The 15,750-nt window shown below is 41.0% G+C and carries 13 protein-coding genes; 1 reads left to right on the top strand and 12 read right to left on the bottom strand.

What is annotated here, in order from left to right; translation table 11 throughout:
• Positions 1 to 8: 8 nt before the first annotated feature.
• The 12 genes from ruvA to JL001_RS21295 all read right to left on the bottom strand — a co-directional run bounded on the left by ruvA (position 9) and on the right by JL001_RS21295 (position 14,050).
• Positions 9 to 608, bottom strand: a complete 600-nt coding sequence (gene ruvA, locus JL001_RS21350; protein ID WP_200979773.1) for a Holliday junction branch migration protein RuvA — start codon at positions 606 to 608, stop codon at positions 9 to 11.
• Positions 605 to 2,878 (bottom strand): NADP-dependent malic enzyme, encoded by a 2,274-nt coding sequence (locus tag JL001_RS21345; RefSeq protein ID WP_200979771.1) that lies wholly within the window; start codon positions 2,876 to 2,878, stop codon positions 605 to 607. The genes ruvA and JL001_RS21345 overlap by 4 nt, the downstream gene beginning before the upstream one ends.
• A gap of 24 nt (positions 2,879 to 2,902) precedes the next feature.
• On the bottom strand, positions 2,903 to 4,000 hold the full coding sequence (locus JL001_RS21340) for a DUF4837 family protein (RefSeq protein WP_200979769.1): 1,098 nt from the start codon (positions 3,998 to 4,000) through the stop codon (positions 2,903 to 2,905).
• A 94-nt stretch (positions 4,001 to 4,094) separates the two neighbouring features.
• The gene (locus JL001_RS21335; RefSeq protein WP_200979766.1) at positions 4,095 to 5,492 is read right to left on the bottom strand and encodes a lytic transglycosylase domain-containing protein; all 1,398 of its coding nucleotides are present in this window, start codon (positions 5,490 to 5,492) and stop codon (positions 4,095 to 4,097) included.
• A 14-nt stretch (positions 5,493 to 5,506) separates the two neighbouring features.
• Complete coding sequence (gatA, locus tag JL001_RS21330; RefSeq protein ID WP_200979759.1) at positions 5,507 to 6,937, bottom strand: Asp-tRNA(Asn)/Glu-tRNA(Gln) amidotransferase subunit GatA; 1,431 nt, start codon at positions 6,935 to 6,937, stop codon at positions 5,507 to 5,509.
• Between the two features lie 14 nt (positions 6,938 to 6,951).
• Positions 6,952 to 7,155, bottom strand: coding sequence for a twin-arginine translocase TatA/TatE family subunit (locus JL001_RS21325; RefSeq protein ID WP_192010898.1), 204 nt, complete (start codon positions 7,153 to 7,155; stop codon positions 6,952 to 6,954).
• A gap of 130 nt (positions 7,156 to 7,285) precedes the next feature.
• On the bottom strand, positions 7,286 to 8,536 hold the full coding sequence (locus JL001_RS21320) for a murein hydrolase activator EnvC (RefSeq protein ID WP_200979758.1): 1,251 nt from the start codon (positions 8,534 to 8,536) through the stop codon (positions 7,286 to 7,288).
• A gap of 3 nt (positions 8,537 to 8,539) precedes the next feature.
• Positions 8,540 to 9,280, bottom strand: coding sequence for a DUF4292 domain-containing protein (locus tag JL001_RS21315; protein ID WP_200979757.1), 741 nt, complete (start codon positions 9,278 to 9,280; stop codon positions 8,540 to 8,542).
• Positions 9,273 to 11,126 (bottom strand): tetratricopeptide repeat protein, encoded by a 1,854-nt coding sequence (locus tag JL001_RS21310; RefSeq protein WP_236252932.1) that lies wholly within the window; start codon positions 11,124 to 11,126, stop codon positions 9,273 to 9,275. The genes JL001_RS21315 and JL001_RS21310 overlap by 8 nt, the downstream gene beginning before the upstream one ends.
• A gap of 18 nt (positions 11,127 to 11,144) precedes the next feature.
• Complete coding sequence (dut, locus tag JL001_RS21305; RefSeq protein ID WP_200979756.1) at positions 11,145 to 11,579, bottom strand: dUTP diphosphatase; 435 nt, start codon at positions 11,577 to 11,579, stop codon at positions 11,145 to 11,147.
• A 151-nt stretch (positions 11,580 to 11,730) separates the two neighbouring features.
• Entirely contained in the window at positions 11,731 to 13,245 is a 1,515-nt protein-coding gene (locus JL001_RS21300; RefSeq protein ID WP_200979754.1) for a lipopolysaccharide biosynthesis protein, read from the bottom strand.
• Positions 13,246 to 13,264: 19 nt separating this feature from the next.
• Positions 13,265 to 14,050 (bottom strand): enoyl-CoA hydratase/isomerase family protein, encoded by a 786-nt coding sequence (locus tag JL001_RS21295; RefSeq protein ID WP_200979752.1) that lies wholly within the window; start codon positions 14,048 to 14,050, stop codon positions 13,265 to 13,267.
• A gap of 229 nt (positions 14,051 to 14,279) precedes the next feature.
• On the opposite strand from JL001_RS21295, the gene JL001_RS21290 reads away from it, so the two are divergent.
• Positions 14,280 to 15,743, top strand: a complete 1,464-nt coding sequence (locus JL001_RS21290) for an NADP-dependent isocitrate dehydrogenase (RefSeq protein ID WP_192010891.1) — start codon at positions 14,280 to 14,282, stop codon at positions 15,741 to 15,743.
• Positions 15,744 to 15,750 lie beyond the last annotated feature (7 nt).

Genomic DNA, 15,750 nt, shown 5'->3' with positions numbered 1-15,750 from the left:
GCTATAAATTAAGTTGACCTTAAAGATGCTTTAATTAATTCTTCCAAGGAAATTTCAACACCGCTTTTTTTCAAAATTGCATCGATATTTTTCTCTGCTGCAGCCTTGGTAAAACCAAGTGTAATCAAAGCCTGTAAAGCTTCCTCTTTAATTTGTTTGTTTTGGTGAAGGAAACCGCTCGTTGTAGGAATTCCGTCGGACATACCTTCTTTTTTGATTTTATCTTTAAGCTCCAAAACAATCCTTTGGGCAGTTTTTAAGCCGACACCTTTTACTCTTTGGATTGTCTTGTGATCATCTCCAATAATGGCATTTTGTAATTCCTGAACGCTTAGAGAAGAGAGGATCATTAGCCCCGTATTTGGTCCTACGCCACTAATGGAAATGAGCAGCAAAAAGAGTCTTTTTTCCAGTTCTTCTTTAAAGCCAAAAAGTGTATGGGCATCTTCCTTGATATGCAAATGAGTGAGGAGCATGACCTGCTCCTCATCCTTTATTTGCGAAAATGTATTTAAGGATATTTTGACATGGTAACCGATGCCGTTGATATCAATGACCACATAAGTGGGGTCTTTGGTGACCAATTTTCCTTTTAAATAATCTATCATTCTTTTTCGTGACTTTGTGCATCTACCACCGCAATGGCGACCATATTGATGATTTCCCTGATCGAACTACCCAGCTGCAAGATATGGACAGGCTTGTTCATACCCAATAGGATAGGGCCAATGGCTTCGGCATTGCCTATTTCAGCCACTAGCTTGTAGGCAATATTTCCAGAACTTAGGTTAGGGAAAATTAAAGTATTGGCTTTTTTGTTGGCCAATGCGCTGAAGGGATAGTTTTCTCTTTGAATTTCCTCATTCAAGGCCACATTACCCTGCATTTCACCTTCAATGACAAGCCCCGGGAATTTAACCTTAGCTTTGGCAGTGGCTTCAGCAGTTTTGGTAGGGGTATCTCCTTTGGCAGATCCAAAGTTTGAGTAGGAGAGTACTGCGACCCTAGGTTCCAAATCAAAGAATCGGACAGCGTCTGCAGTTAAACCAATGATTTCAACCATCTGATCTGCAGTAGGGTTGACATTTACAGTGGTGTCAGCAAAGAAATAAGGCCCTTTGTCCGAATTCATAATGTACATCCCGGCGACACGGTCTACATTTTCCTTTACACCGATCACGTGAAGGGCGGGAAGGATGGTTTTTGGATAGTCTTTGGTCAGGCCGGAAATCAATGCATCTGCTTCTCCAAGCTTCACCATCATGGCACCAAAGTATGTCCTGTCTCGCATTTGCTTCTGGGCTTCATATGGCGTCATGCCTTTACGTTTTCTCTTTTCGTAAAGGATTTTCCCATAACGCTCTAACCTTTCTGGATCCTCATAAGGATCGATAATGGATACATTGCCCAAATCCAGAGAATTGTCCTCTATCAATTGCAATATAGTTTCCCTATTACCCAAAAGAATAGGTTCTCCAATTTTTTCATCTTGGATAAGCTGAGCGGCTTTAAGTATTTTTCTATTGTCTGCTTCTGCAAAGACCACTCGCTTAGGGTTTTTCTTGGCCCTGGCAATTACCCTGGACATCAATCTTTGATCAATGCCAATTCTTTCTTGCAGCTCAAGTTCGTAAGCATCCCAGTCCGTTATGGTTTTTTGGGCCACTCCAGTGGCGATGGCTGCTTTTGCCACAGCAGGGGCAATGGTTGTAATTAACCTAGGATCAAGCGGTTTAGGTATGAGGTAATTCCTGCCAAAGCCCAATTGGTCATCACCATATGCTTTGTTTACAATATCAGGAACTGGTTCTTTGGCCAGTTTGGCAATGGCATGAGCGGTAGCCAGTTTCATTTCTTCATTGATGGCCGTTGCTCTTACATCCAAAGCTCCTCGGAAAATATATGGGAAGCCTAGAACATTATTGACTTGGTTGGGGTAATCAGACCTTCCAGTAGCCATGATTAAGTCTTCTCTCGTAGAGGTGGCTAAATCATAGGCAATTTCAGGGTTTGGATTGGCCAAAGCAAAAACAATAGGATTGTCTGCCATCAAAAGGATCTGCTCTGGAGAAACCACATTTCCTGCAGAGAGCCCAAGGAAAACATCCGCTCCTTTCATAGCATCTGTAAGGTTGCTCAGGTCTGTTCCTTCATAAGCGAACTCTCTTCTGAAATCATCTAGGTTTTCTCTATCCGTACGAATAATCCCGTCAATGTCTAACATAACGAGATTTTCCTTCCTTACGCCGAGGGACATGTAAAAGCGAGTACAGGAAACGGCAGCTGCACCAGCTCCATTGACAACCAATTTAATTTCTTCTATTTTCTTACCTACAATTTCCAGGGCATTTAAAAGGGCAGCCCCTGAAATGATGGCCGTGCCATGCTGGTCATCATGCATGACAGGAATTTTCATTTCCTTTTTAAGGGATTGCTCTATTTCAAAGCATTCGGGTGCTTTGATGTCTTCAAGGTTGATGCCTCCAAATGTTGGTTCCAGTGACTTAATGGTCTGTACCAGTTTTTGAGGATCTTTCTCATCTATTTCAATATCAAATACATCAATGCCTGCAAATTTCTTGAATAAGACACCCTTTCCTTCCATTACTGGTTTCCCGGCTTCAGGCCCGATGTCTCCCAAGCCCAATACAGCGGTTCCATTGGAAATGACCCCAACAAGATTGCCTTTGGCTGTGTATTTGTAAACGTTTTCTTTATGAGCTGCGATTTCTAGACATGGCTCAGCCACACCTGGAGAGTAAGCCAGCGCAAGATCAAGCTGACTGGATAAGGGTTTTGTTGGAACGACTTCGATTTTACCAGGACTACCTTGGGAATGGTATCCCAGCGCATCCTCTTTTCTGATTTTAATCGCCATTGTAAAGCTATTATTTGGATTTTATTAATCCTGCTTCCCCGGGAATTTTGTTGCCATTAGAATAGCTTCAATTTCACGAAGGGCAGATTTATGGGTTTCGTTGGGATAATACAAGAAGCCCTCCATAAAGTATAGTTTTCCTACTGTTTCGTCCACCACGACATAAGAGATAAATGAACCTCCCATGCTGACATTATTGGTTTTCCATTGACCACGCATTTCTATGGCGTAATGGCCATCAATGTTGATGTTTCTAAAGGATGGAGGGATCTGTGTTTCTGTTTTTAAATAAGACTGTGGTTTCGCTGGATCACCAAAGATTCTTGTTTTGAGGATCTCGTCTCTTAACTTGATGATATTTTCAGGGAATACTTGTTCTTCTGAAGTATAGTTTGTTTGATAAAAGAAAAGGCTGATGTCTGCTCTTTGTGTGTTAGGAGTAGGCTGTCTTGCCCACATAAAGTTATCGTCTTCTTCTTTTACAAACTGGTAAGATGCAGGGATGGTCAAATCTAAACCGAAAATCTTCTTTCCTTTGGATTCCAATGCGCCATTGGTTCTACTAAAAATTGCTTGCTCCAAACGTTTTCTCTCTCTAACCTCAAAGAGATTTTGCAATTTGTTTTTGTTCTTTTCGAGGTTGTTGATCAATTCCTGCTCGTTATTTCCGAAGAGATAAATCACTTCCTGACCGACTGCAAACTCGTCTTCATTTCTTAGCATGTACAGAGAAGGGTCTTCTTGCGCTTTCTCTCTTGACTGCTGACTGAAAAGTGCGTTGATCTGCCTACTTCCTGGTTTTTTGTCGTCAAAAGTGGTTACATAAATGATGTTGTAGGCCATTTTCAATATTCTTGTCATGGTCCTAGGATCAACCCTCCTGATATCAAAAAGAGATTCTTCTCTTACGAGACCTTTGATATCCTCTTCAAATATACCTTCCAAAACATCTCCTACAGGACCTTTGTATTTTAGCGAATCTATAACCAAAAGAATTTCTCCTCGGCCACCTCGGGCTTTGGGTTTGCTGGAGTTGGAGTCACTTTTCATGCTATCGCAACTTGTCATAAATCCTGCAGCAAGGATAAAAAAGGCCAGTAATATGGGGTTTCTATTAGACATTTCTAAAATGGATTTTGATGAATACTGATTACAATTTAGAAAAAATTGTCATCGACCTAAAGAAAATCAATTAAATTTTTAGTTGATTATTGAATTAGCCTATAATCAGTTTCTGGCCCGGTTTAATGTTGTTGTTGTTGAGCTTATTGAGCCTTTTGATTTGCTCTATACTAACACCGTCAAGTTTTTTGGCAATTAACCATAAGGAATCTCCTGGTTGCACGATGTAAGTTTTTGGGTTTCCCTTAACGAATGTAGCGTCTTGTTTGGTGGTGTTATCTGCTGCGATATTTCTTTCAAATGCTCCTGAATTTTGGTAAATGGTAAGGTGCTGCCCGACCTTAATGGTGTTAGAGTAGAGACCATTCCAGGTTTTGATTTCCGAAACAGTGATCCCGTACCTATTGGCTATTTTTCCCAAGGCATCACCTCTTTGAACTTTGTATATCAGTTTTTCAGGTTCTTGTTTCTTTTCGGGTTCCTCTTCTATTTGCTGGGCAATAAGTCTTTCCTGCTGGATACTGATGGTGTCCAAAATCCAATGTTTATTGGCTGCTAAGTATTCAGCTTGGGCTTTAGGGACTTTTAAAGCAAAACTCTTGGAGGAGTGAGGTATCTTGTTTCTAAGGATAGATGGATTCAAAAACTCCAAATCCTCCAAACAAACGCCACTGATTTCAGCCAATCTATTGAGGTCAACTTCTTGGTCAAAGTTCACTGCTTCATGGGCCACAGGGAAAGTGCCGTCTTCCAGAATCAAATTATGCTCATCTGCATATTTGAAAACATACATTATAGCTTGGAATTGGGGGATATAACCTCTGGTTTCACGAGGTAAGCGATTATAGATACCCCAGAAAGTTTTTTTTCCTCCAGATCGCCTAATGGCTTTTCTTACATTTCCAGGTCCACAGTTGTAGGCTGCAAGGGCCAATTCCCAATCTCCAAACATTCTATGAAGGGATTTCAGGTATTTGCAGGCAGCCTCAGTGGCTAGTTCTGGGTCCATTCTGTCATCAATATCCCTGGTGACATGGAGGTCGTAAACTCGGCCTGTTGCCGGCATAAACTGCCAAAGCCCCATGGCGCCTACATAAGATTTAGCCTTTGGGTTAAGCCCTGACTCGATAATGGCCAGGTACTTGATCTCATCAGGCATACCGTGCTTTTTCAATGCTTTTTCGAAAAGAGGAAAGTAGATTTCCTTTCTTGCCAAGGTCATCTTAGAATATTCTCTATTTCGAACCGTAAAGTAATTGATAAAAGCAAAAATGGTTTCATTCAGCTGGAAAGGCATGCCGGTTTCCATGTTTTTCACCCTGTTATTTACCTCATCATAAGTAAAGTCAGGGATATATTCATAGTTATAAACCGGTTCGAAAACCTCTTCTTCCGCACTAATGAAACCATTTTGATCCTGACCAAAAGTAACGGCTACCACAACACAGTTTATCATCATAGATAAGAGTGCAAATAATCTCCTGTTTCTCATGGTCAAGTATAATTTTATTGTTCTTTGATCTTAGTAAGGTAATCTGCAAAAGCAAATAACTCTGCTTCTTTAAATGAATTGGTGATCACTTGTAGCCCAATCGGCAAACCCTGGTTATCTTTTCCATTTGGAATAGAGATGGCAGGTACCCCTGATACTGAAGCTTGTACGGTAAATAAATCTTCCAGGTACATGGCTACAGGATCGTCACTATGTTCTCCGAACTTAAACGCCGTAGAAGGCGTAGTTGGCATAACAATATAATCAAATTTATTCAACAAATCTTCAGTGAACTCTTTGATTAACCTTCTGACTTTTTGGGCTTTAGTGAAATAGGCGTCATAGTAACTGGCACTCAAAACAAAAGTGCCCAACATAATCCTTCTTTTCACTTCCTCTCCAAAACCTTCTGAGCGGGTAAGCTTGTACATGCTTTCTAAATTATGGGCATTGGGTGTCCTGTACCCATATTTTACGCCGTCAAATCGGGAAAGGTTTGAACTGGCTTCAGCGGTGGTCAATATGTAGTAGGTGGGAAGAACATACTCCAATAGTGGGAAGTCTACTTCTTCCACTTGGTGCCCTTCTTCCTTTAATTTATTCAGCACATCAAGGGTATGTTCCTTGATCTCAGGTTGTAACGCTTCAGACTCAATGGTCTCTTTTAAGTAGGCTATTTTGGCAGGCTTCTTAAAATCAAGTAGTTGGCTGTACTGGGGAACCTCTTTACGGGAAACTGTACTGTCATTATCGTCTTGCCCAGCGATTACCTCCATTACCAAGGCATTGTCTTTGACATTTCTGGAGAAAACTCCAATGGTGTCAAATGAAGAGGCATATGCGATAAGGCCAAACCTAGAAACCCTTGAATAAGTAGGTTTTGTTCCTACCAATCCGGTAAAAGCTGCAGGTTGACGAACAGATCCTCCTGTGTCAGTCCCCAAAGAGGTGGTACAAAGATTGGCCTGTACAGCTACAGCAGAACCACCAGAGGAACCTCCGGGAACTCTCTCCTCATCTAGGGCATTGAGCACCTTTCCGTGAACTGTATTTTCATTGGAAGAGCCCATGCCAAATTCGTCGCAGTTTAAGCGGCCAATAATGATGGCATCCTCATCGATAAGTTTTTGTACAGCTGTTGCGGTAAATTGGGATTGGAATCCTTCTAGGATTTTACTGGAGGCATTGACTTCATGGTCTGCATAGCAAAGCACATCTTTGATACCCATAACCATACCAGCTAATTTTCCAGCAGTTCCTGCTTGGATTTTTTGGTCCACTTTTTCGGCTTGCTCCAAAGCGGATTGCTCATAAACTTCAACGAAGGCGTTGAGATGCGCCTTCGTTTGAATGTTTTTGAGATAATAATTTACGATCGCCTTACAGTCAGTTTCCTTATTTTCAAGCGATTGTTTTATTTCGTCGAATGAATGGAATTTTTCCAATTGTCAGTTACTTTTTAACTTTTCTTTTTATTGTCTTTTAGACCTTCCTCAATATCATCCTGAATCTCTTTGGTAGCATCTTTGAATTCTTTGATGCCTCTACCCAATCCTCTAGCTAATTCAGGGATTCTTTTAGCTCCGAAAAGAAGAATGATAACTAGGATGATAACAACCAAGGAACCACCTCCTATATTCTGAATGAAACCCAATGTAGTCATGATAAGCGTATTTAAGTTTTAAATCGGTACAAAGATATAACTGTGTCTTACTAACGCAAAGGAATAGTGTACAGTTCTCTATATTTTCGTAATCTTTTTTGTAAAGATACTCATATTAAAGGACAATTACCTATTTACCCGAAAGCCAAATAGATGGATTCATCACTTGAAGTCCTTTCCATGTTTGAAAATGTACTTCAGCTACTCCATCATTGCCAGTAGAAACTTCCCCAATTTTATCATTTGCTTTGACTGATTGGCCGGATTTTACAGCAATGGTCTTTAGGCGGCTATACATGGTATAATATTCCCCATGCCTGATGATAATGGTTCCCCCCATTCCGGGAACGGTGGAGATTTTGGTGACCACTCCATCAAAGACAGCTCGCACATTTTCATCAGGGTTGGTTTGGATATCCACCCCATCATTGGTAACAGTGATCCCTTTAAGGGTGGGATGGGCATGCTTACCATAGGTTTTGGACACAAATCCACTAGCTACTGGCCAAGGTAATTTACCTTTGTTTTCGGCAAATGAACTAGATAAGGCGGCAGCTTCCGGCGTCAAAGGTATGCTGGTGCCAGCCGATTTGGTGGTTTTTGAATTGGCTTTCTTGGCCTCGGCTTCTGCTCGTTTAATTTCCTCCTCGATCACTTTTCTGATCAATCGGTTAAGCTCTTCTTGTTGTTTTTTGGTTTCAGCAATGTCTTTTCTGATTTCCTCTTCTTTGGCAGAAAGTGAGTTGACGATGGATTGCTGTTCTTTTTTCAGCAAGTCCAATTCTTTTTTCTGGTTTTGTTCTTCTTGTAGTGCCTGCTGTTTTTCCTCTTTTTGGGCAGCCAATTTTTCTTGTTGTCGCTCGAGGTCGGCGCTTACTTTTTCTATTTGTTCGACTTGTTTCTCACGGGCCTCGCTATATTGTTTCAAATACCTCAAGCGCATGTACAGCTCCTTAAAAGTGGATGAACTGAAAACGAAGGTCAGCACAGTAATGCCCCTATTGAGTTTGGCCGACACATAGATCATCTGTGCGTATTCTTCTTTTAAGGTTTCAAGGTCTTCTTCCAAAGAAGCAATCATGCTGTCTGTTTCCTTGATTTCCTTGTTGAGCAAGACCACTTCTGAGTTGAGGGTTTTGATAAAGGTGGTTCTGGTTTCCAGTTGTTTGGAAACTAGATTAAGCTCACTGATGGTGTTTTTCTTTCGAGCGGCAGTTTTCTTTAATATTTCGTCAAACTCTTTGAGGCGTTGCTGAACGGCTGCTTTTTCCTTTTCTAACTGCGCACGAGTTTTGGAAGTCTGTGCCTGTAAGGAGGCGTAATCTGGGCAAAATGTCCAAGCAAAGAATAGCAGAAAAATGAAATAGATGCTACGCTTCATATATTAGAAATTATAAGGAAAAGTTAAAGAGTCATCAGTCAGTTCTACTTTATTGACTTCAAGACTTACCAAGGTAGATTGAAGCTTGGATGATTCCTGTTCCATCAACATCTTGATCAAGATTTTATAGGCATAAGGCTGACCTTCCAGATCCTCAAATTCAGGATAACTGGCTGTCAACTTTCCTTTATGGTACCTGGAAGAAGTTTTCAGCTCTGTCACTTTTCCATGTTGGGCTCCTATAACAGACTCGTAAATAATTCCATCACGTCTTTGGGTAAGCTCAAATGTTTTCCCAACCCTTAGTAGCCTATCTCTATATGTAACTTGGTTAGGTACGTTGGCAAATAACACATTTTGGAAAAGGTCAAGAGAGAGTTTCAGCCCATAGGTGTTTTGGAATTGATCAAAGGTTAAGTCAATATCCTGCCCGTTTATTCGGTCTTTTACTTTGATTTCATCCCTGGTGATCACCCCTCTCGCGGCTTCGATGCCCAAGCCAGGACTGATACTGAACCAAATAATGCTGTCTTTTTTTGCCCTTAGGTTTAAGGTTCCTCTGGTTGTTTTTCCATTTTCTTCCTCCAAGACCATCCGAGCTTTAGCACTAAGGTAATTATAGTCAAAATAGGAGGGCGAGAACTCGCTCATGGTATTGTCTGAAGAATAGATGTTGGTCTTTTTGGCGCAACCTGCCAAAAGCAGGAGAACAGCCAATAAGCTCAGTAAAAAGTTTTTATTCATAATATTTTCTATCCTTTATTTTTTTGTTGAGGACTTCAGAAGTTTCTTCCCCATTCAAGGCCTGTTTCCAATAATTAACGGCTTCAGTCTTCTCTCCCAAATGGAACAATATGTCTCCATAATGTTCCAGCATAACGCCACTAGGAGATGTTTCATTGTCCAAAGCCTGCTTCATAAATCGCTTGGCCTCCTGATAATTTTCCATTTGGAACAAAACCCAAGCATGGGTGTCCAAATAAGTGGAGTTATCAGGGAATTGCTTTACAAGCTTAGCGGACATTTTATGAGCCTTATCCAAGTTCTTTTTTTCTAGGCTGAGAAAATAGGCATAGTTATTTAGGATATGTTCATCATTGGGTGTTTCCGCAAGGACTTTTTCGTAAGCGGCATAAGCCTCATCATCTTTGTCCAAGGCATGAAGTGTGTCTCCCAATTGCCCCAAAATCATTTGATCCAGCTGTTTGTTTTTGCCATTGTTCAGCTCCAAACTCTTTTTGAGCGAGACTTCCGCTTCTGTGTATTTTTTTAGCGCCAGTTTAGCGGTGCCGTCAAAAAACCAGAACTCAGGTTTGTCCTCGAACTCGTCTGTACCAATGATGGTGTACTTTTCAATGTCATTGAAGTCTTTCCCCAATTCAAACATCAAGCTAACGGTACCTTGGAGCACTTTGGGGTCATTGGGTTTTAGGGCAATGGATTGCTGATAGAAATCAATGGCCTTTTCTTTTTCTTGGCTGAATAAGGCGCGGTCTCCCAAAACGGTGTACACGATAGCGTCTTTAGGATTCTTTTCCATCATAATGCTTCCCAAACTATCCAGCAAAGTCTCTCTTTCTTCAGTTTTGAGGTCTTTTTGGATGATATCGGAGTAGGTTTGGGCTTTAATCTGACCTTCCAAGTCAGGGTTGTTGAATGCGATGAAAAGGTGCTTCCTCGCCTGCTCCAATTCTCCCTTTTCTTTTAAAAGGGTGTAAGTGGCCAGGTGTAAATCACCTTGGTTTGGGTAGTCTTTTAGGGAGCTTTCAACGGTGGTCAAGGCTTGATCAATTCGGTTGTTGTTGAACAACACCTCAACCAATGCCAATACATACCTGGAGTTTCCCGGGTTGGATTCAATAAGTTTTTCACCTTCCTCAATAGCTTCATCGAGTTTGTTTTGGCGAAGGTAAATCCTTTGCTTTTGAACAGATAATTGTTCTACTACTCCATAATATTCTTCAGCTTCATCCAAAGCCGTGAGGGCTTTGTCGAACTGTTGGGTGGTCAGGTACAAAGAGGCCAATTCAAGAATATACTGCTTGTTGCTTTCAGAGCTTTCAATCAGTGTTTGGAGAATTTCAGCTGCTTTTTCAGGTTGATTTTGCTTGGTGTAAACCTCTGCTACCAGCAGATGATAGAATTTATTGTCAGGATCGGACTCGATGGCTTGTTGGCCATAAGACAATGCTTCTTCATTTTGATTGGCACGGGCCAGTATTTCTGCCATTTTGAAATTAATGGCACCCGCTTCTGGATTCAATTCATGTGCTTTGTCAAAATAGAAATAAGCCTTTTCATAATCTTCCAGTATCATGTGCTTTTCGCCTTCAATAAAAAGACGGTCAGCCATAGCTTCTTTTTCTTGTTCCTTTTTTGATTTCTTTGATCTTGTCTTTTGTGCAAACAAATCACTACCGGAGGAAAACAAAAAGGCAGAAGTAATACCAATTAGGAAGATATATTGCTTTATGGATTTTAAACTCATCTTAAGTTCTGGACTGAAGGTACTAAAGGAATATGGTGGTTTTCCATATCCCATGTGACGTACAAACTTAATGCCTTTTTGGTTCAATAGCCAAAAGTGCATTTACTAAATTTAACATAATCAGGATTTTCCGGTACTGCCATAGCCGCCCGCTCCTCTTTCAGTTTCGGTAAGGTCAGAGGCATTTTCCCATTGGATCTGCTCATGTTTGGCGACAACCATTTGAGCGATACGTTCCCCATCTTTGATCTCAAATGCTTCTTTGGATAGGTTCACCAATAGTACTTTGATTTCACCCCTGTAATCCGCATCGATGGTTCCAGGAGAGTTGAGGACGGTCAGGCCATGCTTGTAGGCCAAACCACTTCGAGGTCTAATTTGCGCTTCAAACCCGGCTGGAAGTTCCATGTACAAGCCTGTTCCAATCAATACGCGTTCAAGGGGGCCTAAGGTTACTGTTTGGTCCAAGTTGGCCCTCAAATCCAGTCCTGCAGAAAGAATGGTTTGATATTCAGGGAGTGGATGTTTTGATTGGTTAATGACTTTTACCTTCATGAAGTTTTAATTTTAATATTTAATTGAAGTCAAAGATAGGGGGTTATTTTTATTTTGGGGGAATGGATAAGATGAAAAATAGGAATACAAATTTTGTGACTTTGTTTAGAACAAACTAAATGCAGTTTGATAGCCTGTGATTTCACATTATTTACTTGCTAATTCTCTTTTTCAGTTGGCTGATTTCTTCTTTTTCTAAAAGAAAGACCAAGAGAACAAAGGCAAGTGGAAGTGCGTTTCGAATTAAGAAGGTTAAAATTCCAGATTCCACTTCAATATAAAAACCAACATAAGCAGCAACAAAAGCGGTTAGCAGGTAGAAGATGTCTTTGCCTGTTTGATAGGGAATGGGATAATATTTTTGGCCAAATAGGTAACACATGATGGACATGACGACATAAGTGGCCAAAGTGCTCAGTGCTGCTCCGGTATAGCCTAATTTGGGAACCAATAAAACGATGACAAGAATAGTGACCAAAGCCCCCGTGAAGGTGATATAGAAACTATAAATTGTTTTGTCAGTAATTTTAAACCAGATGCTCAGGTTGAAATAAACTCCCAACATCAAATAGCCCATCAGAAGCATAGGGACGATAGACAAACCTTCTTGATAGCCTTTATTGCCTAATATCTGGTCACCAATAATATTGAGGTTGACTGCTACGACAATCATCAAAACGCAGCAAAAGATGATGAACCAGTGCATTACCCTAGCGTACAATTGTGGACTGTTTTTGTCTTCACTTTGGGAAAAGAAAAAGGGTTCAGCAGCGTACTTAAATGCCTGAATGATCAGGTTCATAAAGATGGCCAATTTGAAGTTGGCACCAAAAATCCCTCCTGCTTCCCTAGAGGTCAATCCAGGGTAGAAGTTTTCTGGTAAGATATATTCAAATAAAAACCGGGAAAACACTTCATTGGTCACACCTGCCAATCCCATAAACAAGAGAGGCAAGGCATAGTGCCACATAGGGCCAAGAATACTTTTTTCCAAAGTCCAGGTGAATTTACCAGAAAGAAAAAAGAGGATCGGTACAATCAGTGCGTTGGCAATAAGGTTGGACAAAAGAATATAGTCAACTCCCCATTCCGGGTGATAAAAAGATTGGATGAGCGGCTGTAAGCTTGTTAAATATTGCCCCTCACTAATATGAAGACAAATGACAATGAAGAAAATATTAAAGCCTACATTCAATAGGATGTTGAAGAGCTTAGTCAGGGCAAATTGCAGGGATTTATTTTCAACCCTGAGCTTGGCATATGGAATGGCCAATACCGCATCAATGGTCAAAATCATAGCAGTCCACTTGAAAAGGTAGGCTTGTCCTTCATAGTCCATCCAAATACTGATTTGCTCGGCACTTAGAAACAATAAAGCCCCTAAAGAAAGGGAAGTAGTGAGGATAAGCGATTGGACATTGTTATAAACCTTTTTTGGGTCTATTCCTTTACCAGTGGAAAACCTGAAAAAAGTGGTTTCCATGCCATAGGTAAATATGATGTTAAAGAAGGCTATGAAGGCATAAATAGCGGTAAATGACCCTAAGTCTTCCTTGGAAAGGTAGGTGATGTATAATGGAAGAAGAAGGAAATTAATTACTCTGCCCAGAATGCTGCTTATTCCGTAAACAGCGGTCTGCCCGGCGAGTTTTTTGAGTTTACTCATAAGGTGTCAGAAGCAGGGATTATTCGCCTTTGAAGTTGGGCTTTCTTTTTTCGAGGAAAGCGGCTGTTCCTTCTGAATAATCTTCTGATTTCACGCATCGGGCGAAACTGTTGGCTTCAATGAGGTAGCCGTTTTCATCATTGCTATAGACGGCATTGACACAATCTACAATCATTCCAAGAGCTAGTGGTGCTTTGGTCATGATCTTTTGGAGGATTTCCTCTGCTTTTTCGATGGCATCTTGTTTCGTGGCAGTGACATGGTTGACAAGTCCCAGTGATTTGCCTTCTTCAGCCCCTATCATTTCACCGGTCATCAGTAGTTCATTGGCTTTTCCTCTACCGATCAAAAAAGTCAAACGCTGTGTTCCTCCATATCCTGGAATAATGCCGAGATTAACTTCAGGCTGTCCAAACTTGGCATTGGCAGTTGCAATTCTCATATGGCAGGCCATGGCCAATTCACAGCCACCACCAAGGGCAAAGCCATTGATTACGGCAATGACTGGTTTGTGGCATGATTCGATCAAACTGAAAACTTCCTGGCCATTTTCTGAAAATTTACGGGCGTTTAGCTCGTTCAGCTCTGCAATTTCGCTGATGTCAGCACCCGCAACAAAAGCTTTTTCTCCTGCTCCCGTCAAAATAACTGCCCTGATCGACTTGTTGTCACTTACTTCATTGAAGATGTTCTTCAGTTCTTCCAGGGTATCAAAGTTGATTGCGTTGAGCTTGGATTCGCGGTTGATGGTGAGATAAAGTATACCATCTTTATTTTCAGAAAGAATGTTGGTAGATTCAGCCATGCTTTAAAACCTATGTTTAAATTCAAATATACAAGGTGGTATAGCAATCACAAAGCAAACCATACAAAAATCAATGGTAGCAAAGTATTGTCCTTGATAGTGACCAAATTGAAATTTGGAAATGTTTCTTGGATTTACTCCAATTTGTCATTTCATAATCGGTCATCTCTGGCAAAATTTTATATTTTTGTATCACATTTTGAAACTTCAAATCTATAATAAGATAAGTATGTCATCCAAAAGAAAAATAACCGTAGCTTACGGTGATGGTATCGGACCTGAAATCATGAAAGCCACGCTGGGGATTTTGGAAGCAGCTGGGGCAGCCATAGAAACTGATGTGATTGAGATTGGCGAGCAAGTCTATCTAAAGGGGATCAGTTCAGGTATCGAGCCTACTGCTTGGGATTCACTGAGGGAATCAAAGGTGTTTCTAAAATCTCCGATCACTACTCCGCAGGGAGGAGGGTTCAAGAGTTTGAATGTGACCACCAGAAAGACATTGGGACTGTATGCCAATGTAAGGCCTTGCAAGGCTTTTTCTCCTTACATCCATACGCATTTCCCTGAGACAGACATGGTGATCATTCGAGAAAACGAGGAAGATCTTTATGCAGGAATTGAGCACAGGCAGACGGATGATGTATACCAATGTTTGAAGTTGATTTCCAGACCAGGTTCTGAGAAAATCATTCGTTATGCTTTTGAATATGCTAAAAAGTATAACCGTAAAAAGGTGACCTGTATGACCAAGGACAACATCATGAAGTTGGCCGATGGTCTTTTCCATAAAGTATTCAATGAGGTAGCCAAAGAGTACCCTGATATCGAAGCGGATCACAAGATCATTGATATTGGTACGGCTTTGATCGCGGATAAACCTGAAATGTTTGATGTGATTGTTACCTTGAACCTATATGGAGATATTATCTCTGACGTGGCGGCTCAAATTACTGGTTCTGTTGGATTGGGCGGTTCTTCCAATGTGGGTGAAGACGTAGCCATGTTCGAGGCAATCCACGGTTCTGCTCCTGACATTGCGGGTAAGGACATTGCCAATCCATCTGGTTTGTTGAATGGTGCCATCATGATGTTGGTGCACATCGGCCAACCTGAGGTAGCGGAGAAAATCTCCAATGCTTGGATGAAAACTTTAGAAGATGGAATCCACACAGGAGATATTTATCAAGAAGGTGTTTCTTCCAAGTTGGTAGGTACCCAAGAGTTTGCGCAAGCAGTGATTGAGCGCCTTGGTCAAAAGCCTGAAAACATGACTCCTGCTGAGTTCAAAAAAGGAGATGGTGCTGATGACAATATGGGAGCAATCAAATTGACAGAAAGAAAGCCATGTAAAAAGGAACTGATCGGTTTGGATGTTTTCATTGATTGGAAAGAAAATGATAGAGATGCCAATGTAATTGGTGACAAGCTAAGGGCTGTAGATGCTGATGGTTTGAAAATGCAGCTGATCACCAACAGAGGGGTAAAGGTTTACCCTGATGGCATGAAGGAGACTTTCTGTTCAGATCACTGGAGAGTAAGGTTCTTTAATGCTGACCAAACGGTGATTTCCCATGGACAGATTCTTGAAATACTTAAGCAAGTAGAGGCATTGGGTTTTGATTTTATCAAAATAGAAAACCTTTATACTTTTGACGGTGAAAGAGGTTTCTCTTTGGCACAAGGAGAATAAGTTTAGA

The sequence above is a fragment of the Echinicola sp. 20G genome, assembly GCF_015533855.1.
GTDB lineage: Bacteria > Bacteroidota > Bacteroidia > Cytophagales > Cyclobacteriaceae > Echinicola.
This window is presented reverse-complemented; position numbering and strand designations above follow the sequence as displayed.